This is a genomic window from Variovorax endophyticus (genome assembly GCF_025376855.1).
GTDB lineage: Bacteria > Pseudomonadota > Gammaproteobacteria > Burkholderiales > Burkholderiaceae_C > Variovorax.
Genome location: NZ_JAHUTH010000008.1, coordinates 120763 through 144626 on the forward strand (window position 1 = coordinate 120763; position 23864 = coordinate 144626).

Genomic DNA, 23864 nt, shown 5'->3' on the forward strand with positions numbered 1-23864 from the left:
GCGTGGAGCGCCCGTGCCGCAACGTTCACGGACGGCCGCGCGAGAGGAATCGGAGTCGCGCGGCCGGTCGATCTCGATCTTTTGGACCAGAACCCACATGAACACGCACGGGCGCGCAAGCAGGAATCGACATTCGACGGGAGAGGGAAGCCAGGGCTTCGCGCTGGTGCCGGTGGCGCGTGCGATCGCGCTGGTGCTGGCCGCGGGCAGCGTCATCGGCGGCGCGCACGCACAACGTGCCTTCAGTGCGGGCTGGATGGCGCAGAAGAACCTGAACCAGGGCAATGCGATGCAGACGGGCCGTCTGCCCAACGGCCTGCCTGCGTCCACGCTCACCAGTCCGCAGGTCCAGCAGCAGCGCGCCAACGAACAACTGAGCCGCTCGATCGACAACCTCAATCTCGCGGCACGCGGCATCGCCGCGCAGCAGGCGGCACAGGCGGCCGCACGGCTGGCCGCGGGCAACGATCCCTCGGTGCCCGATGGCCTGGCCGATGGCGGCCTGAAGGTCGACACCAACAGTCTCACCGCCGGCTGGCTCAACGCCAATGCACCGGTGCAATCGCAGGTCGATGGCCGCACCAATGTCGCGATCCAGCAGACCGGCGACAAGGCGATCCTCAATTGGGAGACCTTCAACGTCGGGCGCAACACCACGGTCGATTTCAAGCAGGACCCGAGCTGGGCGGTGCTCAACAAGGTCAACGACCCGCTGGCACGCCCCTCGCAGATCCAGGGCCGGATCAAGGCCGACGGCACGGTGCTGATCGCGAACCGCAATGGCATCGTGTTCAGCGGCAGCAGCCAGACCGATACACGCAACCTGGTGGCGGCAGCGGCCACCATCACCGACGATCAGTTCCGCACGAAGGGCATCTACGTGGATGCCAATGGAACGGCACCCACGTTCACGGGCGCAGCCGGCAAGGTCGAGGTCCAGGCCGGCGCGCAGATCGCCACGCATGTGCCCCAATCGGCCACGCAGGGCGGCGGCTATGTGCTGCTGCTGGGCAACGAGGTGCGCAACGCCGGGCAGATCCACACGCCTTCGGGCCAGACCGTGCTCGCCGCGGGCGACAGCTTCACCATCCGCAAGGGCGTGGGCACCGACGGCAACCTGCGCTCGACCACGGCCGGCAATGAGGTGTCGGCCTCGCGCAATGCGGACAGCGCTGCGGGAACGGTGGTCAACACCGGCCTGATCACCGCGCCCGCCGGCGACATCACCTTGACCGGCCACACGGTGACGCAGGCGGGCGTGCTGATCGCCACCACGACGGTGGGCAAGCGCGGCACCATCCACCTGTCGACCCGCGCAAGCGACGAGACGGGCACGGTCACGGTGGCGGAGGGCAGCACCACCGCCATCCTGCTCGACACGAACAGCGCGACGGCGCTGGACAGCCAGCGCGATGCGGCACTGAGGCTCGTCGACGGCCAGCCGGTCAACAACGCCACGGGCGTGTTCGACAACCTGAGCACGATCGCCGATCGCCGCGATCTCTCGCGCATCGAGATCGTGAGCGGCAGCACGGTGGAGTTCCAGGGCTCGTCGCTGAGCCTCGCGACCGGTGGCGAGATCGTGGTGGCGGCGCCGAAGCGCACGCTGGTGGGCCAGGGTGCACAGCTCGATGTCTCGGGCGCGGTGGGCGTCAAGGTCTCGATGGAGAGCAACAACATCCTGATCAACGCCCAGGGCAACGAGCAGCGCGATGCGCCGATCAACCGCGACAGCAGGAACCTCAACAACCTGAACCTGTGGGTGGACCGGCGCAAGCTGGTGTTCGTGCCGGCCGGCACGAACGGCTACCCCACGGACCGCTGGTACACCGAAGGCGGCCTGCTCGAGGTCAGCGGCTACCTCGCGACCGGTGGCCACTCGGTCGGCGAATGGATGGCGCAGGGCGGTACCGTGACGGTGGCGGGCGGCGACCTGGTGACGCGCGCGGGCTCCAGCGTCAATCTCTCGGGCGGCACCCTGGATGTGGCGAGCGGCTTCATCAACCAAAGCTGGCTCAAGGGCAGCGACGGACGGCTGTACGAGGTCTCGAGCGCGCCCGGGGACCTGCTCTACAAGGGCCTGTACCGCGGCTTCGAGGACGAGCATGCACGCTGGGGCAAGAACACCACCGACTACTTCTACAACCCGCTGATCGGGCCGCAGCGTCGCCTCGAGAACGGCTACACGGTCGGGCGCGATGCGGGCCGGCTGGTGGTGGCCACCCACAGCGCCGTGCTCGAAGGATCGATCGTCGGGGAGACCTATCAGGGACCGCAGCAGACCCAGGCGCCGCAGGCGGACCTGGATGGCTACAACCAATCGCAGAACGCGGTGGCGCGGCGCGGCGAACTGGTCATCGGCCAGTACCGGCCGATCTTCGATGCCGCCAGCGGCGTGATCCGCCGCGGGCTCGTGCCGGTGGTCGACAGCGTCGAGCTGGGCGAACCGGTGCCGGGCATCGCCGACGCGCTGGGGCTCTCTGATGCCGTGGCCGCCGAGCGCCAGGGCATGGTGCTGCTCGACGCCGATTCGTTGACCGCGGCCTCGCTCGGCGCGGTGCGCATCGCGGCGAAGAAGAACATCGCCGTTGCAAGCCTGTTGCAGGTCAGCGATGGCGGAGAGATCGTGCTGTATGCACCCTCGGTGGACGTGGCCGCGAACCTCACGGCCCACAGCGGGACGATACGCATCGGCAACGTGCTGAAGCAGGTGCGCGACGCCGCGACGCCGCTCGATATCGGCATCGAGGTGCCACAGGGCGCTCAAGCCGGCGTGTGGGTGCGCGAGGGCGTCACGCTCGATGCGACGGGTGTGCTGGGCGACCTGCGATCGGGCAGCGGCGCGCCGGCGGACCTTGCGCACATCGACGGGGGCCTGGTCAGCATCCGCTCGACCGAGAGCGTGACGCTGGAGAAGGGCTCGCTGATCGACGTGTCCTCGGGGGGCGTGGTGCAGCCGGACGGACGCATCCAGGGCGGCAAGGGTGGCTCGGTGCAGTTGGGCTCCGGGCTCGCGAGCACCGGCGCGGGCAACCGGGCGGCGGTGCTGACCATCAATGGAGACATCCGCGGCTACGGCGTCGAAGGCGGGGGCACGCTGCAGATCGAATCGGCGAGCGCGATTGCGATCGGTGGCAAGGTGGTGCCGATCGATGGGTTGCTGCGGGCTGGAGAAGCAGCGCTCGCAGATCTGGTCCTGCTGAACGAACTCGAGATCAATGTGGCGGCGGGTGGCGTGCTGCCAGGGCGCTACAGCTACATCACGTCCGTTGCCAAGCCTGGAGAGGTGGTCGGGCCAACGGGGATCAAGTTGAACGTCTCCATCACGCTTGCAGCTGACTGGGTTCCGCCCGCGTCGCCACAAAACATGCGTTACTCCATCGTGCTGAACGGTGTAGGTGCATTCAGAACCCCAGAAGGAATCGAGATAAGCCAAGGATTCGGATTGCCCCCCCTGATCCTGGACCACATTCCCGCCGGCACGGTCGTCAGTTTCCCTTCCAGCTATGGTCTGGCGGACACTTTTGCGAACTATGTCGTTCCGGCCAATGTGTTCCCGAACGGCGTGCCGATTGCCGATCGCACGGTGCAGCTTGAGAGCGGCGATCGCGCGCCCTTCGACCTCACGGTGAAGCTGCCGCCCGGTTCGCGCCTGGCGGCCGGGACGGTGCTGCCCGCGGACACCGCCGTGGCGGGCACGACAACGCTTTCCACCGATCTGTTCCGCGGCGGCTTTTCCCGCTACGACGTGCGCGCCTACAACGGACTGGTCGTGCCGGACGGCGTCACGCTGGACGTCGAGATGCCGGTGCTGCGTGCGAGCGGACCCGTGCGCCCCGCGAGCGAAGGCCTGGGTGGCCTGCTCCAGCTCTGGCAGCCCGCGCTGTACCAGGACGACCCCACAGCGCGGGAAGTACAGCAGCGCCGCGGCGCGAGCATCTCGCTGTCCGCCGGTGTCGAGGGAGGGCGGATCGGTGGAGATCTTGGCAGCGTGCAAGCGCAAGTCGGCGATCCCGGCAACCTGTACGTGGGCAAGGATGCCGCGGTGCGCGTGGACCCGGGGCAGTCGATCGCCTTGTCGAGCCGAGGCGACCTGACCGTCGAGGGCCTGTTGCAGGCACGGGGAGGAAGCATCAGTCTGCTCGGGCCGGTGACCGAGCTCGCGGGATCGAAGATCGCGAATGGCGGCATCGCCGCCGACGGCAGGGCCAGCGCGCGCCGCATCCTCGTGGGCGAACAGGCCACCCTCGATGCATCGGCCGAAGTCCACACGGGGTACGACATCCAGGGGCAACCCTTCGGCCTCGTGCCCCGCGGTGGCAGCATCGTCATCGGTGGCGAGTTGCTGGAATCGACGAGCCGCGCCACGGCATCGGATGCCTTCGTGGTGATTCGCGAAGGCGCGGTGATCGATGCCTCCGGTGCACAGGCACCATTGAACGTGAATGGCGCGGGCGTGAAGACCGTCGTGAGCGACGGGGGGCGTATCCAGATCGCCTCGAGCAGCGGCCTGTATCTGGACGGAAGCCTGCGCGCGCATGCCGGCGGTGCCGGTGCCGCCGGCGGCAGTCTCGTGGTGGCCCTGGAAGCGCCCAACTACCGGAACGCCAATGAGGTGGTTCCGGACGCCGCGCTGCTGGCGGTGCGCGACCTGACCCTGGTCCAGAACCGCCCGGCGGGCGCCTCGGATGCGCAGGGCCTGACGCATGGTCACGCGGCGCTGGCCGTGAATCAGGTGCAGGACGGCGGCTTCTCGTCGCTGAGCCTCTACAGCAACGGCCTCGTCAGCTTCGGCGGGGACCTGAACCTCGCCATGGACAAGGAACTGCGCATCTACGCGGGCGCGCTGACGGTCGCGGCCGGCATGGATCCGATCCACAGCGTGTCGCTGTCGGCGCCCTACGTCCTGCTGGCGGGCATCACCGACAACGGCGCATCCGGCGAGGGCTACCTGCGTCCGTCCTACCAGGGCGGCGTGAGCACGCTGAGTTCCTCGGCCGTGCTGAGCGCCCAGGGCAAGCTGGTCGATATCAAGGGTGTCGTGACCTTCGGTGCGAACGATGCGGTGGGCGCCACCTCGGTCGATCGCGCGGGTTTCGACCGCGTGAACCTGATCAGCGAGGGCGATCTGCGCTTCGTCGAAGGCACGCGCATGCTGAGCGATGGGTCGTACGGCGCCGAGCTCAACACCACCGGCGACCTCACGCTGCGCGCGGCGCAGGTCTACCCCGCCACCGGTGTCTCGGCGCGCGTGCTAGCGGGCCGGGCCAGCGCCACGGCGTTCAAGCCGGACCGCCGCCTGGTCATCGAGCGTTACGACACCAGCGCGGCCGACCCGCAGCTGCCCTCTTCGGTCTTCGGCTCCATGCTGCTCAGCGCTGCCCGCATCGAACAAGGCGGCGTCCTGCGCGCCCCCTTGGGCTCGATCACGCTGGGCACGAACGGCGCGAGCACGCCCGGGTCGACCGCCTCGGTGCGCTTCGCGCCGGGCAGTCTCACGTCGATTTCCGCGGCGGGCCTCGTGATGCCCTATGGCGGCACGTCCGACGGGGTGAACTACGACCGCCTCGGCAGCCATGTGAAGTTGTCCGGTGTGGGCAGCGCCGGCTCCATTCTGGTGTCGGGCCAGAGCATCGCGGCGGAGGAGGGCGCGGTGCTCGACCTGTCGGGTGGCGGCGACTTGCGCGGCGCGGGCTTCGTCTCGGGGCGCGGCGGTTCCACCGACGCGCGGATGAATCCGCTGATGCAGGTGGGCCGCAACGGCTTCGTGCTGCCCGGCCTCGACAGCAACCCGGTCTATGCGATCGTGCCCGGCTATGCCTCGGCCTACGCGCCGGCCGATCGCGGTGGCGCGGTCGATCCACGCATCGGCCAGCAGGTCACGATCGGGGCCAACGACATCCTCGGCCTGCCGGCGGGCACCTACACCCTGCTGCCGTCGAACTATGCGCTGCTGCCCGGTGCCTTCCGCGTCGAGATCAACGGCCCCGCCACGGGACGCACGCCCAGCCGCGCCACGCCGATGCGCAACGGCTCCTACACCACGGCCGCCATCGTGGGCACCGCCAACACCGGTCTGGCGGACAGCCTGTCGAGCCAGCTCGTCGTGACCTCGGCCGACGTGCTGCGCAGCTACTCGCAGTACAACGAGACCAGCTACGCCGACTTCGTGCTGCAGCAGGCGGCATTGGCGAACACCGCGCGCGCCGCGTTGCCATCGGATGCCAGGAACCTGGAGTTCCGGCTGCCCTCGTCGCCGGACAGCCGCTTCAGCTTCAATGCGAAGGCGAACTTCGATGCCGGCAAGAACGGCTACCGCGGTACGGCCAACCTCGTCGCGACCGGCGCGAACGTCGGGGACGGCGCCCTCGAGATCCTGGCCGACGGCGCGCGCGCCACGCCCGATTTCGACGGCCTGTCGCTCCATGCCCGCGATCTCAATGCCATCGGCGCGGCACGCCTGACGGTGGGCGGCAACCTGCAGTCGACCTACGGCACGCCGACGGGCGGGGCCAACCTCAGCAACTATGTCGACGTCAGCGGGGAGACCGGCCGCATCGTGCTGCGCGAGGGCGCGATCCTCAAGGCCCCCGAGGTGTTCCTGGTCGCGGCCAGCACCACCGGCGGCATCAGCATCGAGGCCGGTGCGGGGATCAACACCATCGGCATGGGCAAGGCGCCCTACGACTCGACCAACGGCTATGTCTACCGCCCTGGCGCGGTGTCCGTGGTGGCGGCATCCAACGGATGGCTCAACATGCTGGCGCCGCTGCAGCAGGACGATCCCACGCTCCCGATGGGCGCGGGCCCGATCGCCATCGGCGCGTGCGGCACCGCCGTGCTCTGCCAGGGCACGACCGAGCTGTACTCCGAGGGTACGCTGCTGGCCGCCACGCGATCGAGCTTCGACATGAGCGACCGCGTGCGCTACGGCACGCGCAACCTGGTGCTGGCGGTCGGCACGGTCAATGCCGGCAGCAGCGAAGACCTCGCGGCCGCCGCGGCGCGCGGCGCGCTGACCGCCGGGCTCAGCCTGAACCAGGACCTGCTCGATCGACTGCTGCGCGGCGACACGGCCTACGGCGCGCCCGCGCTCGAGCGCCTGGTGCTGACCGCCGCCGAGTCGGTGAACTTCTTCGGCAGCGTGAGCCTCGACACCACCAACGCCGCGACCGGCAGGTCGTCCCTGAGCAACCTGGTGCTCTCCACGCCGGCCATCTACGGCCAGGGCGGCGCCGGCGACATGGCCCGCATCACCACCGCCAAGCTCACCTGGGCCGGTCTCGCGGGCGCTGCCCCGGCGCCGGTCACCGGTGGCCGGGGCACGGGCAGCGGCAGGCTCGCGATCAACGCCGACACGATCGAGTTCGGCTATGACCCGACATCGCAACCCAATGGCGTCGACGACTTCGGCCGCACCATCCTGGGCTTCGCCGACGTGCAGCTGAACGCGACGCAGCGCATCACCGCCAACCAGAAGGGCGCGCTCTCGGTGTACCAGTCGCAGGCGACAGGCACCGATGGGCCGCGCTACGAAGGCGGCAACCTGACCCTCACGGCCCCGCTCATCACGGGTGCCGGAGGCTCGGTCAACCGCATCGCCGCGGGCGGCTCGCTGCAGGTGCTGGCACCCGCGAGCGGCCGCGCCGATGCGTCGGCCACGAGCCTCGAAGCCGGCGTGCAGACCGGCGCGGAACTGAAGCTCCAGGGCGCCACGGTCCGTGTCGACACCACGGTGGCGCTGCCCAGCGGCAAGCTCGGCATCGTGGCCGAGGGCGACATCGTGCTGGGTGACTCCGCCTGGCTCGACCTGGCCGGGCGCGAGATCGCGCTGTTCGACGTGCGCCGCTACTCGTGGGGCGGCGACCTGACGCTGCGCAGCAGCGCGGGCAACATCACGCAGGCGGCGGGGTCGACCATCGACCTCTCGGCGCGGAACAACAACGCGGGCCTGCTGAGTGCCATCGCGCTCGACGAAGATGCGGGCCGCGTCGACCTGCGCGGCACGCTGCGCGCCGGCGCGAGCGGCCACTACGACGCGGGCGGCGCCCTGGTGCCCTACCGCGCGGGCGGCGTGGACATCCGCGCCCAGCAGCTGGGCGGCGGCGCGCTCAGCGACGAGTTCGCGGCCCTCAACACACGGCTCAACGACGGCGGCTTCTTCGGCCAGCGCAGCTTCCAGCTCAAGCAGGGCGACCTGCGCATCGGCAACGAACTCAAGGCCCGCCAGATCAACGTGTCGGTGGACAACGGCCGGCTCGACGTGGTCGGCACCATCGATGCGAGCGGCGAGCAGGTCGGTAGCATCCGCCTCGCGGCCGCCAAGGGCCTCGCGCTGGCAGGCAGCGCCGTGCTCGACGCGCACGGCACGGTGCTGCGCGTGGACAGCCACGGCAAGATCATCGACAGCCCCAACCGCGCGATGGTGGAACTCGATGCCGGCAGCGGCACGCTGGTGCTGGGCGAGGGCGCGCGCATCGACCTGCGCCATGGCACCGGCTCGAGCGGCGGCGACGGCAGGAACCGCGGCACGCTGGACCTGTACGCACCGCGCATCGGCAGCGCAGGCGGCACGACGGACGCCGACGCGGCCACCTTCGGCGACATCGCCATCGATGCGCGCGGCAACCTGAACATCCAGGGCGCGCGCTCGATCGCCGTGTACGGCAAGCAGCGCTACAGCGACGCGCCTTTCGGCACCGACGCGGCCGCGAGCGGCCGGCCCTACCAGGTGATCGACCAGGCCTACCTGAACGCCAAGCATGGCGAGGCCACGCAGTTCGTCGACGGCGCGCTCGGCAACGGCAACCTGCTGAACACGAAGCTGGCCGGCCTCAACAACGCAAGCTACCGCGACGCCTTCCATCTGCGGCCCGCCATCGAGATCGCGAGCGCGACACCCGACGGCGACCTGGTCGTGCAGGGCGACCTGGACCTGTCGGGCTTGCGCTATGCGAGCCTGAATCCGAACACGCAGCGCACCGGCAGCTACGGCTCGGGCGAGGTCGGCATGCTGACCCTGCGCGCCGGCGGCAACCTGTCGATCTACGGCAGCATCAACGACGGCTTCGCGCCGCCGCCCGAGACGCCGGACGACGGCGGCTGGATCCTGACGCCGGGCGTGCAGGCCTTCGGCGGCGACGTGGTGGTGCCGGTGCCGGGCGTGACCCTGGCCGAGGGCACGGTCTACCCCGCGGGCAAGACGCTGAACTACGCGATCACGGTGAAGGACGTCACGCTGCCCGCGGGCACCGTGCTGCCGGGCGCGATCACGCTGGACCGCGAACTGATGCTGCCCTTCGGCACGGTGCTCGCGGCCGATGTGCGCGCGGCCGACGGCAGCGTGCTGCTGCCCGCGGGCCGGATGGTGGGCACCGGCGGGTTGGCACTGCCGGCGGGCGCGCAACTGCTGGCCGGCGCACGCCTGCCGGTGGCCGTGACGCTGGCGCGCCTGACCTGGCCCAAGGGCGCGAAGCTGCCGGTCGCGATGACGCAATCGGGCAGCCTGCTCCTGCCGGTGGGCGCATTGATCGCTTCGGGCACCAACGTGGCGCTGCCCGACGGCGCGTTGTCGGTCAATCTGCGTCCCGCGGATTCGACCGGGCACCAGGCCCGGAACTGGGCGCTGGCGCAGATGCTGCCGGAAGGTTCGCAGTCATGGAGCCTGCGCCTCGTCGCGGGCGCCGACCTGCAGGCGGCGGACAACCGTCTGACGCGGCTCGACGCGGGCAGCATCCTGCTTGCCGACACGCACTACACCGTGTTCAAGCAGACCGAGTTGCGGCGCGGTGGCGCCTGGTACTGGGCGCCCGGCAACATGTATAGCGGCGAACCGGGCACTCCCGCCCCCGATTGGGCCGATGACCCGACCTACAGCATCTGCGGCGAGGAGCCCGGACAGTGCGTACGCGTCTCGTGGGTGTGGGCGGACGGCAATATGTACAACGGCACGCCGGGCGTTCCGGTCGACGACTGGGCCGATGACCCGGGCTACAGCATCTGCGCGGAGGAACCCGGGCAGTGCGTGGCGGTGGGTGGCCCCGCCGGCGAGGTGGTGGTGGCCGTCACGCCCAAGGCGCCCGTCTTCAGCGTGCTGCGCACCGGCACGGGCGACCTGGACCTGGCCGCGGGCGGCAACTTCTCGATGCAGTCGCCCTACGGCGTGTACACAGCCGGCGCGCCCAGGAGCCTGGGCAGTGCCACGCTCGATGCCAACTACAACCTGGCGCGCGGCCTGCAGGCCAATGGCACTTCCGTGCTGTGGAACACCGCCGGCGACAAGACGCCCGCGTACGAGAAGCTGGTCAGCGGCACGGACAGCCTCTACAAGGCCTGGTATCCGGACGGCGGGGGCAACCTGTGGGTCGATGTCGGTGGCGATCTGACCGGCGATTCCTGGAGCGCCAGTGGGGAACTGGCCTCGGCCAGTTCGAGCGTGGGCAATTGGCTGTGGCGCCAGGGCACGGGCCATACGGCGGGGGTGAGCGACGTGCCGACGGCCTGGTGGATCAACTTCGGCACCTACAGCAACAACGAACAGACCGGTGGCGACGGCAAGCTGCTCTACTGGCCCGCCGTCACCGGCTTCACCGGGATGGGCACCCTGGGTGGCGGCGACGCCAACATCCGCGTCGGCGGCAACGCCGGGGTCATCACCACGCGCTCGACGACCGGTGTCGGCGGGAACGGCATGGCGCGCAGCCAGGGCGTGGTGCTCGCCGTGGGCAGCACCGGCCGGGTGTTGCCGGATGGCAGTCTCGTCCTGACGGGAGGCGGGGATCTGGACCTGCGCGTCGATGGAGGCTGGAACAGCAGCATCGAAGGGCGACTGGGTGGGCCCAACGGCGTTGGCGTGGCCCAGACGCAGGACCTGTATGGCAGGCTCGTCAACCTACGGGGCAGCCTCGCCATGTCGGCGGGACGGATCGGCACCGTGGAGCTGTTCTATGGTGCGGTACAGGATCCGAAGGAGGTTCGCGCATCGAATCCCTACGAAGCCAGCATTGCGCGCGCCACGGGCGGATTGATGCTGATGCAGGGCGACGCCGGCGCCAGCATCTCGAGCCGTGGGGACCTGGTGCTGGGCGGCACGGGAGATCCAGGCCTGGTGGCGACGCCGAACACCTTCGCATTCACGTCCGCGGCCGGCAACAGCTCCCGGGGGAGAAGCTGGTTCAGTCTGTGGACCGACCGGACGGCCCTCGATGTGTCGAGCGCGGGCGGCAACCTCGCTTTCGACACCCGCGCCAGCGAAACGGCCGCCAGCTTCAGCGGGACCGAATGGGACTACGTGAGCAATGGGGGTTGGTACCTGTTGCCGGGACGTGTCAGTGCGGTCGCGACCATGGGGAGCATCTACTACGGACCTTCGGCCGCCACGGCCATCACCGGCGGTGCGAGCAGTGCGCAGCAATGGAACAGCAGCCTGTTGCTGGCCCCGCTGGGCGAGCGCCGCATGGAGTTGCTGGCGGGCGGCTCGCTGTATGGCGGCGGCTACGCCATCAGTTCGTCCGGCGCGAACGCATCGGCCACCGCGACGATCGAGCATCCGGGCTTTGTGGGCTTCGACAGCGCGGGGGGGATCCTGATTTCCAATGTTTCCGGGCTTGCACCTGTGCCGCTCATCAGGCTTTCGCCGCTGTTCGCATTCGATGTCAACAGCCTCAGTGCCGATGCCAGCGTCTCGGCCAGTCCTTCCACCCCCTCGCGCTTCTACGCAGCCAATGGAGACATCATCGGGCTGCGAACCGGCACGGTGGTGACCTTCACCGGCACGACCGGTCCCCGCGCGGGTCAGGTCGACTACGTGGCATCCGGACCGGTGGCCGTGAAGGCGGGACGGGACATCGTGTATGCCGGCATGCGCAGCAACGACGCGCCGCTGGAGCTCCCCGGCTTGGCGAATCCCGATTCCCCAGCCCAGGGCCGCGGCAACCTGATCGTCCACACCCACCAGAACGACGTCTCCGTGATCCAGGCCGGCCGCGACATCCTCTATGCGAACTTCGAGGTCGCCGGACCCGGCACCCTCGAGATCTCCGCGGGCCGCAACCTGGTCCAGGACGACCTGGCCAACCTCACGAGCATCGGCCCCGTGGTCGCGAGCGATACGCGCCCCGGCGCCGGCATCGTCGTGCAGGCCGGCCTCGGAGCCCGGGGCGCCAACTACACGGGCCTGCTGAAGAAGTACCTGGATCCCGCCAACCTCGCGGCCTCGGGCACGCCGCTCGCGGACCAGGGCGACAAGGTCGCGAAGACCTATGGCGCCGAGCTGTCGGCGTGGCTGTCCGAGCGCTACGGCTTCCAGGGCTCCGCGGAAGAAGCCCTGGCCTACTTCGATACCCTGGCACCCGAGCAGCAGCGCATCTTCGCGCGCCAGGTCTATTTCGCCGAGCTGCGCGAGGGTGGCCGCGAATACAACGACGCCAACGGACCGCGCTTCGGCAGCTACCTGCGCGGACGCGACGCCATCGCCGCGATGTTCCCGCAGCACGGCGCCGACGGGCAGGCCATCGGCTACCAGGGCAACCTGCTGATGTACGGCGGCTCCGGCATCCACACCAACCTCGGCGGTGACATCCAGGTGCTGACCCCGGGCGGTGCCCAGACCTACGGCATCGAGGGCGCGGCACCGCCCTCGACCGCCGGCCTGATCACGCGCGGCCAAGGCAGCATCGAGCTCTATGCGCTCGGCAGCATCCTGCTGGGCCAGAGCCGTGTCATGACCACCTTCGGCGGCGACATCCTGGCCTGGTCGGCCGAGGGCGACATCAACGCCGGCCGCGGCTCGAAGACCACCGTGGTCTTCACGCCGCCGCGGCAGGTGTACGACGGCATCGGCAACATCAAGATCTCGCCCGAGGTGCCCAGCACGGGCGCGGGCATCGCCACGCTCGCGCCGCTGCCCGAGGTGCCGCCCGGCGACATCGACCTGATCGCGCCGCTGGGCACCATCGACGCGGGCGAGGCCGGCATCCGCGTCTCGGGCAACGTCAACATCGCCGCGCTGCGCGTGGTGAACGCCGAGAACATCCAGGTGCAGGGCAAGTCGAGCGGGCTGCCGGTGGTCGCGGCGGTGAACGTGAGCGCGTTGTCCAACGCCAGCGCGGCCGCGAGTTCGGCGGCGGCAGCGGCGCAGGACGCGATACAGCGCGACCGCGCCGAGGCGAGGAAGGCCTTGCCCTCGGTGTTCACGGTGCGCGTGCTGGGCTTCGGCAACGAGCCCGCGGAAGGCAGCGATCGAAGCGCGCCGACGCCGGCGACGAACCGCGGCGAGCAGCAAGGTCGCAATGCCCAGGTTCCCTACCAGACCCGCAGCTTCGTGCAGATCGCCGCGCACGGCGACGCGGTCGACCCGGCCGTGATGTCGAAGCTGACCGAGGCCGAGCGGCGCGATCTGCGCCAGGGCAAGTAGCGGCCGTGTCCATGTTGGACATGAATGCCTGGTTCTGCTTCGAAGCCTCCGCGGTGGAGGATGTCGAGGCGACGGCCGCGGATGCGGATCGCGGGACGCTGGGGCTGCGCGACGTGCTGGTGGCGAACTACGGCCGCCTGCACCAGCGCCTGCTGCGGCACCTGGGCGATGCCGACCTGGCCAGCGACTGCCTGCACGATGCCTGGGTGCGCCTGGGCGACGCCACGCACGAAGCGGTGCGCAATCCCGAGGCCTATGTTTACCGCGTGGCCTGCAACCTCGCGATGGACCAGTTGCGCCGCAACCGGGCCGCGCAATACACCAGTGATGCCGAAGCCGGGATCGACGGCCTGCCCGATCCCGCGCCGGGGCCGGAGCTGATCGCCGAGGCACGCTCCGACGTGCTGGCGGTAGACCGCGCCATCCAGAGCCTGCCGCGCCGCCATCGGGCGGTGCTGGTCGCGTTGCGCATCGACGAGATGAGCCGTCAGGAGGTGGCGTCGCGCTACCGGCTGTCGCTGCGCGGCGTGGACACCGCGCTGCGCCATGCGCTCACATGCTGCAACAGCATGCACTGACGCCCGCCGCGTCGCGGGCGAAGCCCACGGTAGCATCCACCCATGCTCCCCAGCCTGCTCTCGACCTTCGCCGACCTGATCCTCTTCATGGGCCTGTCCTGGGCCATCTGGCGCGCCCTCGGCCGCTCGGTGCCGATCGCGGTGCTGCCCATCATCATCGGCCTGCTGCTCGCGGCCACTGGCGTGCTGCCCAAGGCCGCGGGTATCCCGTCGGCGGGCGGCGACTTCATCGGCTGGATCGGGGTGCTGCTGCTGGCCTTCACGGCCGGGCTCGAAACGCGGCAGACGGTGCACCTGCCGGGCGCAGCCGACCTGCCGCCCGCTCGGCCCGGCGAGACGCTGCGCTTCGTCGCCAGCGCGGTGATGGCGCTGCTGCTGCCGTTCGCGGTGGGCACGCTGGCCGCCAAGCTCTGGTTCAACCACCTGCCGGGCTGGGCCGCGCCGCATGGTGGCCCATGGTGGGGCGCTCTGGCGATCGGGCTGTGCCTTGCCGTGAGTGCGCTGCCGGTGCTGATCGGCATCGTGCGCGAGCTCGGGCCGCTGCACCGGCCGCTGACGCGCATCGCGCTGCGCATCGCGGTGCTCGATGACGCGGTGCTGTGGATCGGCCTGGCGCTGCTGCTGCTGGCGGCCGAAGGGCAGGCGCTGCTGGCGGGCTCCTGGGTCAAGCCGGCCGCGGCGATCGCGCTGGCCGCGACGCTGGCGGGCATTGCCGCCGTCGCGCGCAAGGCGACGCGCGAGCCGCCGGTCTGGGCGATCTGGTTCGCGATGCCGCTGTTCCTCGCGGCTGGCGCGTGGTCGAGCTCGCAACTGGGCCTGCACGAGCTGCTCGGCGCCTACTTCGCGGGCGCGATCGTGCCGGCGGCCTGGTCGCGGCGGCTGCCGGTGGAGCGGCTCGGCCAGTTCGCGCTGATCGGCCTGGCACCCGTGTTCTTCGGTCACAGCGGACTCAAGATCGACGGCAGCGTGCTGGGCTGGGCCTCGCTGCAGGCCTCGGCCACCTTGCTGGTGCTGGCGGTGGGAGCCAAGCTGGTGGCGGTGCTGGCGTGCGCGCCGGCCAAGTGGCTGTCGCGGCGCGAGGCGCTCGCGGTGGGCACGCTGCTGCAATGCAAGGGGCTGATGGAGATCGTGGCCGCCACGATCCTGCGCGACAAGGGCCTGCTGTCGGAACATGCCTTCGCGGCCCTGGTCACGCTCGCGGTGCTGTCGACCCTGCTGACCGGTCCGGCCTTCCGCTGGATCGTGCGGCGCGTGGCGCCGATGGAGAACGCCAGCGGCCGCCCGGCCTCCCACTGAAGCGCGGGGCTTCTGCAAAGACTTGCCTGCCGTGGACGCGGGACTGCTACAGTAGGGCGGACGACGCCGCAAGGCCTCGACATTGACATGGAGCAGTGAAGCTCCCAGCGGCCGCAAGGGCTGCTGGGGGCTTTTTTCATTTGGGAGTCCAGACCGTGACCGGATCCAAACCACAACCCCCCTGGCGAGTCGGGGTGCTTTTCTCATCGACGGGCGTGACCGCGGCCGTCGAGCGCACGCAGCAGGCCGCGACCCTGCTCGCGATCGAGGAGGTCAACGCGAACGGCGGGGTGCTCGGGCGGCCGATCGAGCCGGTGGTGCTCGACCCGGCCTCGCGGCCGCCGCGCTACCGCGAGCTGGCCAAGCAGCTGTGCGACCAGGCGGGCGTGGCGGTGATCTTCGGCTGCTACATGTCGAGCACGCGCAAGGCGGTGCTGCCGGTGGTCGAGGCGCATCGCGCGCTGCTGTTCTATCCCACGCTCTACGAAGGCTTCGAGTACTCGCCGAACTGCGTCTACACGGGCGCGGCGCCGAACCAGAACTCGGTGCAGCTGGTGCGCTACCTCACGAGCCATTTCGGCAAGCGGCTGTTCCTGATCGGCTCGGACTACGTCTACCCCTACGAATCCAACCGGATCATCGCGGACCTGTTCCGCCAGGCCGGCGGCGAGGTGCTCGACGAGATGTACGTGCCGCTGCGCGTGGCCGACATCGACATGCCGAAGGTGATCCGGCGCATCGAGGCCGCGCAGCCCGACGTCGTCTACTCGACCGTGGTCGGCGACGGCATCGCGCGCTTCTACGAGGCCTACGGCGAGGCGGGCTTCGACCAGCAGACGCATCCGATCGCGAGCCAGTCGACGCAGGAGGCCGAGATCGCGCAGATGTCGGCGCGCGCGGCCGCGGGCAGCATCACGGCGGCGCCTTACTTCTCGACCCTGCAGACGCCGGCCAACCTCCGATTCGTCGCGGCCTGGCGCAAGCGCTTCGGCACCGGCCTGCCGATCACGGCCTGCGCGGAGTCGGCCTACTTCCAGGTGATGCTCTATGCGCAGACGCTCGAGCGCGCGGGCAGCGACCGCCTCGAGGCGATGCTGCCGCACCTGCACGAGCACGAGTTCGACGCGCCGCAGGGCCGGGTGCGCATCGACCAGGAGAACCACCACACCTACCTCTGGCCGCGCGTGGCGCGCGTGGATGCGCAGGGCACGTTCCAGGTGGTGGACGATCCGGGCCTGCGCGTGAAGCCCGATCCCTACATGTACGAGAACCGGTTCGATCCGCTCGCGGGACGGCCGGCCTGAGGGAAGCGGAGGCGCCATGACCATTTCGCTGCTGCGCGAACTGCCCGAGCTCAAGATCGTCGTCGTCCATCCGCCGGACGAGGAGGGCGACGCCCTCGTCAGCCACCTGCGCCGCGTGGGCTGCATGGTCAGCATGGCCTGGCCCATGCCGGCCGCCGTGCCGCCCAATGTCGACGTGCTGTTCCTGCTCGTCGAAGGCGAGTCGCGCCAGGCCACCGAGGCGCTGCTCAAGTCGATGCCGCGGCCCGAACCGACGGTGATCGCGATCGTCAACTACGAGGACCCGACCACCCTGCAGCTGGTGCTCGAGAGCGCGGCCTTCGCGGTGGTGCAGAAGCCGATCAAGCCCTTCGGCCTGCTCGCGCACCTGGTGACCGCGCGCAGCCTGTGGGCCGAGCGCCAGGCGATGCTCAAGGAGAACCGCAAGCTGCGCCGCAAGATCACCAGCGACCAGGCCATGAGCCGCGCGAAGACGATCCTCATGGCCTCCAAGGGCATCAGCGAGGGCGAGGCCTACCAGGCGATCCGCGCGCAGGCGATGGCCAAGCGGCTGTCGATGGAACAGATCGCGAGTTCGATCATCAACATGGAAACCCTGTTGCACCCGTCGCCTTAACTCGCTAGCATGACTGCATCGAGTCGGTCCTCCGGCTCGGTGGCTGCATCCCCTTGATTCGTCAGGCGCCGATGCAGCCGGCACCGGGAACCATGTGTGTTCTCCGGTCCATCTGGCAATGAAGCCCACGCCGCGGTCCCCACCGCGTTGTGGGTTTTTTTTCGCCTGCGCCCGACAGTGCTGTCGGCTGGTTCCACCCATCGAGCTCTTCAACCATTCGTCAGCGCATGGTCGCTGCGTCACGTCCTGAGGTCCCATCATGTTGACAACCAACCGCCGCCACTTCCTCGTTTCCTCGGCTGCTTCCGCGGCTGCCCTCTCGTCGCCCGCGCTGATGCGCAGCGCCTACGCGGCCGACACCATCAAGGTCGGCGCGCTCTATTCGCAGACCGGCGGTCTCTCGATCGTCGAGAAGATGCTCGCCAACGGCGTGCGCATGGCCGTGGCCGAGATCAACGCCGCGGGCGGCGTGATGGGCCGCCAGGTCGAGGTGGTGCTCGAGGACGGCGCCTCCGACCCGAAGACCTTCAACGAGAAGGCCTCGAAGCTGATCACGCGCGACCGCATCGAGACCGTGTTCGGCTGCCACACCTCGGCCAGCCGCAAGGCGGTGCTGCCGGTGTTCGAGCGCCGGAACGCGATGCTGTTCTATCAAACGCACTACGAAGGCTTCGAGTGCTCGAAGAACGTGGTCTACAGCGGCGCGGTCGCCAACCAGCAGCTGGCCAACTACGTGCCGTGGATCGTCGAGAAGCTCGGCAAGAAGAAATTCTTCATCGTCGGCTCTAACTACGTCTATCCGCGCGAGATGTCGAAGGTCAGCAAGAAGCTGATCGAGCAATCGGGCGCCAAGTGGGTGGCCGACGAATACCTCGAGCTCGGCCATTCGGAATGGGCCTCGGTGGTGCGCAAGATCAAGGAGTCGGGCGCCGACGTGGTGCTCTCGCACGTGGTGGGCGACTCGCTGGTGGCCTTCTACCGCGAGTACAAGAACCAGGGCATGTCGCAGGCCGCGGTGCCGATCTGCGCCACCGTGATCAGCGAGATCGAGATCGCGGCCATGGGCGGCGAGTACGCGGCGGGCAGCTACACCTCGGTGCCGTACTTCATGTCGATCGACACGCCGGCCAACAAGTCCTTCATCGAGCGCTACCGCAAGTTCGTCAACGACCCCAAGGCCGTGACCTACCACTCGCTCGAAGCCGCTTACTTCCAGGTCTTCCTCTGGAAGCAGGCGGTGGAGGCCGGCAAGGCCACCACGGCCGATGCCATCCGCGCCCACATCGGCGGCCAGAGCTACGACGCGCCCGGCGGCAAGGTGCGCATCGATCCCGAGAGCCTGCATGCCTGGGTCACGCCGCGCATCGGCCAGTGGCAGGCCGACGGCCAGAGCAAGGTGGTCGACGCGAGCCCGCAACCGGTGCGGCCGCTGCCTTACTTCGCCTACGGCGAGACCGACGCCAACCTGATCTGCAAGCGCAACGGCGCCGCGCCGGTGAAGGCCTGAAAGAGGCCTGAACAGCCGGCCGCGGGCGCGGCGGCAACCGCCGCGCCCGCACTCACCCTCAAGAGAAAGACTTCCGATGTTGGACGTACTCCTGATCGGGCTCAGCATGGGCTCGATTCTTCTGCTGGCCGCGCTCGGCCTGGTCATCATCTACGGCGCGATGGGCGTGGTGAACATGGCGCACGGCGAGATGATCATGGTCGGCGCCTATGCCGCGGTGCTGGCGCAGATCTGGCTCGGGCTCGGGCTGTTCGCCGCGATCCCGATCGCCTTCGTGGTCGCGGCCGCGCTGGGCCTGCTGATCGAACGCTGCGTGGTGCGGCGCCTCTACGGCCGGCTCGGCGACACGCTGCTCGCCACCTGGGGCGTGGCGATCCTGGTGCAGCAGGCGGTGCGGCTCGAAGGCGGCCTGGCCTTCTTCGGCATCCACATCGAAGGGCTGGGGCCGGGGCTGCAGAACATGCCGATCCCCGCCGTGCTGCAGGGCGCGGTGATGGTCGGCGACACGCCGATCAATGCTTACCGCGCCTTCATCGTGGCCTGCACCGTGGTGCTGACCTTCGCGACCTGGCTGCTGCTCTACCGCACGTGCATCGGCATGCAGGTGCGCGCCATCATCCGCAACCCGCGCATGGCAGCGGCCTGCGGCATCGACGTGCAGCGCGTCAACGCCTGGACCTTCGCCTTCGGCGCCGGCCTGGCCGGCATCACCGGCGTGCTGGTGGCGGGCTTCAAGACCGTCTCGCCCGACATGGGCACGGCGCTCGTGGTCGACAGCTTCCTGGTGGTGGTGTCTGGCGGCGTCGGCAGCCTGCTCGGCGCGGTCGTCACCTCGATCGGCCTCGGCGAGGTCACGGGCGTGGTGGCGGCGGTCAGCAACGACATCCTCGCGCGCGCGGTGGTGTTCGGCCTGGTGATCCTGCTGATCGTGGTGCGGCCGCAGGGCCTCTTCTCGTTCAAGGGGCGGTGAGCGGCATGGGCACTCCTCTGGACCGGCGCGCGACCTTCGCCGCCTACGCAATCTTCCTGGCCCTGGTCGCGCTGGCACCGCTGGTGCTCGACGGCTTCTGGCTCAACCGGCTCGCCAAGTACCTGGTGTTCGGCATGCTCGGCATCGCCGTCGCCATGAGCTGGGGCTATGCCGGCATCCTGAACCTGGGGCAGGGGCTGTTCTTCGGCCTCGGCGCCTACATGCTGGCCATGTCGCTGAAGATGGCCAGCCCCACCAGCCTGCAGCATGGCGGCGCCAACCCGGTGCCGGACTTCATGCTGTCGAACGCGCAGCCCGGCGCCACCGTCGACCTGTGCTGCATCAACCCGGGCGCCTTCCTGTGGCAGCCGTTCCAGTCGCAGGGGTTCGGCCTCGCCATGGGCCTGCTGCTGCCGGCGCTGGTGGCCTTCGTGCTCGGCGCGCTGCTGTTCCGCAAGCGCATCGCGGGCGTGTTCGTGTCGATCGTCACGCTGGCCCTGGTGCTGCTGGTGCGCCTGCTGCTGGTCGATGCGCAGCCGATCACCAACGGCTTCAACGGGCTGTCGGACCTGGCCTGGCTGCGCATCGCGGGGCACGAGCTCGATCCCTACGGCGTGTCGACCTACTACCTGGTCGCGGGCGTGCTCGCCGTGGTGCTGGTCGGTGCGCGCGCGCTGCTCGCCACGCGCGCCGGCGTGATCCTGCGCGCCACCTCGGGCGATCCGCAGCGCGCGCGCTACCTGGGCTTCGACGTGGCGCACTACCAGACCTTCTTCTTCGCGCTGTCGGCGGCCATCGCCGCGGTGGCCGGGATGCTCTACGTGGTGGTGGCCGAGTTCGCCTCGCCCACCTTCATGGACCTGAGCTTCTCGATCACCATGGTGGTGTGGGCCGCGGTGGGCGGGCGCGCCTCGCTGCTGGGCGCGTGCATCGGCGCGATCCTGATCAATATGCTCGAGGCCACGGCGAGCGAGACCCAGTCGCTGGTCGAGGCCTGGCGCGTGATCGTCGGGCTCACCTTCGTGCTGGTGGTGCTGTACCTGCCCAAGGGCATGGCGGGCTGGGCGCACGACCTGCTCGAGCGCATCGGTCAGCGCCGTGCCAGCGGAGGTGCGCCATGAGCGACATCGCACTCGAACTGCATGCGCTGGGCGTGAGCTTCGGCGGCTTCAAGGCGGTGGACGGCGTGTCGCTGCGCGTGGCCGAGGGCGAGTTGCGCGTGCTGCTGGGCGCCAACGGCGCGGGCAAGACCACGCTGATGGACCTGATCTCGGGCAAGACGCGCAGCACCGAGGGCCGGGTCGAGCTGCACGGGCGCGACCTCACGAACTGGCCCGAGTACCGGATCGCGCGCGCGGGCATCGGCCGCAAGTTCCAGATCCCGAGCGTGTTCCGCGAGCTCACGGTGCGCCACAACCTGTGCGTGGCCGCGAGCCGCGCGCCCTCGATCCTGCGCAACCTGCGCTGGGGCTTCGGGCGCGAGACCGACCGCCGCGTCGACGAGATCCTGGCGCTGGCCGGCCTGGAAGATGTGCAGCAGCAGCAGGCCGGTGACCTGAGCCATGGCCAGACGCAATGGCTGGAACTGGGCCTGCTGATCGCGCAGCAACCGAAGGTGATCCTGCTCGACGAACCCACGGCCGGCATGACGGCCGGCGAGACGCGCAAGACCGCGCAGATCCTCAAGAGCCTGCGCGGGCGCCACACCATCCTGGTGGTGGAGCACGACATGGCCTTCGTGCGCGACATCGCCGAGCGCATCACTGTGCTGCACCTGGGCCGCGTGCTGGCCGAGGGCAGCGTCGCCGAGATCGAACGCGATGCGCGCGTCCGTCAGGCCTACCTCGGATCCCACGGAATCGCATCAACATGCTGACACTCGCCAACGTCGACAGCTATTACGGCCGCAGCCACGCGCTGCAGGACGTGAGCCTCTCCATCCCGAAGGGGAAGATCACCGCCATCCTCGGGCGCAACGGCATGGGCAAGACCACGCTGCTGCGCACCCTGATGGGCAGCATGGTGCGCGCCACGGGCCGCATCGAACTCGACGGCCTGCGCATCGACGGGCTGCCCACGCACCTGCGCGCGCGCGGCGGCATCGCCTACGTGCCGCAGGGGCGCGAGATCATCCCGGACTTCAGCGTGCGCCAGAACATCCTGATGGGCGCCTTCTCGGGCCGGGGGCCGCGCGCGATCCCGCCGCTGGCGCTCGAGCTGTTCCCGTACCTGGCGGCCAACCTCGACCGGCCCGGCGGCGTGCTGTCGGGCGGCCAGCAGCAGCAGCTCGCGCTGGCGCGCGCCCTCGCGGCGCAACCCAGCGTGATGCTGCTCGACGAGCCCAACGAGGGCATCCAGCCCTCGGTGGTGCAGGAGATCGAGGCCGCGATCGCGCGCATGAACCGCGAGCTCGGCCTGACGATGGTGCTGGTCGAGCAGAACATCGACTTCGTGCGCCGCGTGGCCAGCGGCTTCGCCATGTTCGAGAAGGGAACCATCGTCGAGAGCGGTCCCATCGAGCAGCTGAGCGACGAGATCATCGATCGCCACATGACCTTCTGAATTTCCCTTCTTGTCTCCCTCTTCATTCACCGCATTCACGAGGAGTTTCTTCGCCATGAGCCAGACCACCCCCGCCATCGACCTCGCCACGCTGACCGTCGACACCGTGCAGGAAGGCTTTCGCAACGGCAGTTTCACGGCCGAGTCGCTCGCGCGCGCCTGCCTCGCGCAGATCGAGACCTGGAACGGGCGCTACAACGCCATCATCTTCCTCAACGACGAGGCCATCGACGATGCGCGTGCCATCGACCGCCGGCGCGCGGCCGGCGAGGCGCTCGGCCCGCTCGCGGGCGTGCCCGTGGTCGTCAAGGACCCGATGGACATGGTCGGTTTCCCGACCACGGCCGGCTGGTCGCTGCTGCACGGCAAGAGCGGCGGCGTCGACCTGATGCCCGCCACCGACGCGCCCGTGGTGGCGCGCATGCGCGTGGCCGGCGCGGTCATCCTCGGCAAGACCAACGTGCCGGTGCTGAGCCACACCGGCACCCATGCCGACGACAGCTGGGCCGGCCCCACGCTCAACGTGGTGCTGCCCGATCGCGTGCCCGGCGGCAGCAGCGCGGGCACGGCCACCGCGGTCGGCGCCAGCATGGCCGTGCTGGGCCTGGCCGAGGAGACCGGCGGCTCGATCCAGAACCCGGCCTCGGCGCAGGACTTGGTCGGCATCAAGCCCACCATCGGCCTGGTGCCCAATGCGGGCGTGATGCCGCTGTCGGGCAACCGCGACGTGGTGGGCCCGATCGCGCGCACCGTGAAGGACGCGGCGCTGTGCCTCGACGTGCTCGCGGGCTACTCGCCCGAGGATCCGAAGACGCTGGCCGGCGTCGGCAAGAAGCCGGTGGGCGGCTACACCGCGCAGTTCGGCAGCCGCAACCTCGCGGGCGCGCGCATCGGCCTGTACGGACCGGGCTGGCGCACCCAGCCGCTGTCGGCCGAGGCGAGCGAGCTCTATGCGCGCGCGGCAAAGGAACTCGTCCAGCGCGGCGCGGTGCTGGTCGACGATCCTTTCGCCGACACCGGCTTCGCGCAGCTGCGCCAGCCCACGCTGCCGCTCACGAACTTCGATGCGCGCGGCATGGAGTCGGTGCCCTACGACCTGCAGAAGTACCTCGAGCGGCTGGGCCCCGACGCGGCGCTCAAGTCCTTCGCCGATTTCGCGAAGGCGACCGAGAAGGAATCCGCCTTCGCCCCCGGCGGCGTGCTGAGCTACCTGCACAACCTGCCGCAGTTCGCGGCCGCGCTCAGGTCGCCGGGCACGCCGCCCGACCTGTCGGACTTCATCGCGCTCAAGGAGGCCTATCTGCGCATCGTCGACGCGGTGTTCGCGCGCGAGCAGCTCGATGCGCTGGTGTTCCCGCAGATGCGCGAGGAGCTGCCGGTCACGCGCGGCGGCACGATCCAGGAGACCACGGTGGGCGAGCTCAACATCGCCGGCCTGCCGGCCGTGACGGTGCCCGCGGGCTACTACGCCTCGGGCGCGCCGTTCGGACTGCTGTTCGTCGGGCCGCTGTGGAGCGAGGCGACCCTGCTCGCGCTGGCGCACGACTACGAGACGGCGACGCGGCATCGCAAGGCGCCGCGGCTCGCGGCCGCCTGAGCGCAGCGTACGGAGCGCCG

General features: G+C 69.8%; 11 protein-coding genes. All 11 read left to right on the forward strand.

Annotated features, from left to right (window positions below):
* The first annotated feature begins 97 nt into the window (after positions 1 to 97).
* The 11 genes from KV106_RS12625 (at position 98) to KV106_RS12675 (ending at position 23844) form a co-directional block, all read left to right on the forward strand.
* A complete protein-coding gene (locus KV106_RS12625; protein WP_261210601.1) occupies positions 98 to 13414 on the forward strand; it encodes a filamentous haemagglutinin family protein in 13317 nt (4438 codons plus the stop codon).
* 11 nt (positions 13415 to 13425) lie between these two features.
* Complete coding sequence (locus KV106_RS12630) at positions 13426 to 13992, forward strand: RNA polymerase sigma factor (protein ID WP_082321724.1); 567 nt, start codon at positions 13426 to 13428, stop codon at positions 13990 to 13992.
* 42 nt (positions 13993 to 14034) lie between these two features.
* Positions 14035 to 15288: a cation:proton antiporter gene (locus KV106_RS12635; protein ID WP_261210602.1), complete on the forward strand. Its 1254-nt coding sequence runs from the start codon at positions 14035 to 14037 to the stop codon at positions 15286 to 15288.
* Between the two features lie 155 nt (positions 15289 to 15443).
* Entirely contained in the window at positions 15444 to 16592 is a 1149-nt protein-coding gene (locus KV106_RS12640) for a transporter substrate-binding domain-containing protein (protein ID WP_261210603.1), read from the forward strand.
* A gap of 16 nt (positions 16593 to 16608) precedes the next feature.
* The gene (locus KV106_RS12645) at positions 16609 to 17208 is read left to right on the forward strand and encodes an ANTAR domain-containing response regulator (protein ID WP_057591909.1); all 600 of its coding nucleotides are present in this window, start codon (positions 16609 to 16611) and stop codon (positions 17206 to 17208) included.
* Positions 17209 to 17467: 259 nt separating this feature from the next.
* Positions 17468 to 18715, forward strand: coding sequence for a transporter substrate-binding domain-containing protein (locus KV106_RS12650; protein WP_261210604.1), 1248 nt, complete (start codon positions 17468 to 17470; stop codon positions 18713 to 18715).
* Between the two features lie 76 nt (positions 18716 to 18791).
* A complete protein-coding gene (gene urtB, locus KV106_RS12655; RefSeq protein WP_261210605.1) occupies positions 18792 to 19685 on the forward strand; it encodes an urea ABC transporter permease subunit UrtB in 894 nt (297 codons plus the stop codon).
* Between the two features lie 5 nt (positions 19686 to 19690).
* Positions 19691 to 20806 (forward strand): urea ABC transporter permease subunit UrtC, encoded by a 1116-nt coding sequence (urtC, locus tag KV106_RS12660; protein ID WP_261210606.1) that lies wholly within the window; start codon positions 19691 to 19693, stop codon positions 20804 to 20806.
* Positions 20803 to 21561, forward strand: a complete 759-nt coding sequence (gene urtD, locus KV106_RS12665) for an urea ABC transporter ATP-binding protein UrtD (RefSeq protein WP_261210607.1) — start codon at positions 20803 to 20805, stop codon at positions 21559 to 21561. The genes urtC and urtD overlap by 4 nt, the downstream gene beginning before the upstream one ends.
* On the forward strand, positions 21555 to 22247 hold the full coding sequence (locus KV106_RS12670) for an ATP-binding cassette domain-containing protein (protein ID WP_203207381.1): 693 nt from the start codon (positions 21555 to 21557) through the stop codon (positions 22245 to 22247). The genes urtD and KV106_RS12670 overlap by 7 nt, the downstream gene beginning before the upstream one ends.
* 55 nt (positions 22248 to 22302) lie before the next feature.
* Complete coding sequence (locus tag KV106_RS12675; protein WP_261210608.1) at positions 22303 to 23844, forward strand: amidase; 1542 nt, start codon at positions 22303 to 22305, stop codon at positions 23842 to 23844.
* Positions 23845 to 23864 lie beyond the last annotated feature (20 nt).

Excerpts from the sequence above, each read along its gene's own strand:
- KV106_RS12625 (WP_261210601.1), top strand. The coding sequence starts at position 98 with ATGAACACGCACGGGCGCGCAAGCAGGAATCGACATTCGACGGGAGAG.
- KV106_RS12630 (WP_082321724.1), top strand. The coding sequence starts at position 13,426 with ATGTTGGACATGAATGCCTGGTTCTGCTTCGAAGCCTCCGCGGTGGAG.
- KV106_RS12635 (WP_261210602.1), top strand. The coding sequence starts at position 14,035 with ATGCTCCCCAGCCTGCTCTCGACCTTCGCCGACCTGATCCTCTTCATG.
- KV106_RS12645 (WP_057591909.1), top strand. The coding sequence starts at position 16,609 with ATGACCATTTCGCTGCTGCGCGAACTGCCCGAGCTCAAGATCGTCGTC.
- KV106_RS12650 (WP_261210604.1), top strand. The coding sequence starts at position 17,468 with ATGTTGACAACCAACCGCCGCCACTTCCTCGTTTCCTCGGCTGCTTCC.
- urtB (WP_261210605.1), top strand. The coding sequence starts at position 18,792 with ATGTTGGACGTACTCCTGATCGGGCTCAGCATGGGCTCGATTCTTCTG.
- urtC (WP_261210606.1), top strand. The coding sequence starts at position 19,691 with ATGGGCACTCCTCTGGACCGGCGCGCGACCTTCGCCGCCTACGCAATC.
- urtD (WP_261210607.1), top strand. The coding sequence starts at position 20,803 with ATGAGCGACATCGCACTCGAACTGCATGCGCTGGGCGTGAGCTTCGGC.
- KV106_RS12670 (WP_203207381.1), top strand. The coding sequence starts at position 21,555 with ATGCTGACACTCGCCAACGTCGACAGCTATTACGGCCGCAGCCACGCG.
- KV106_RS12675 (WP_261210608.1), top strand. The coding sequence starts at position 22,303 with ATGAGCCAGACCACCCCCGCCATCGACCTCGCCACGCTGACCGTCGAC.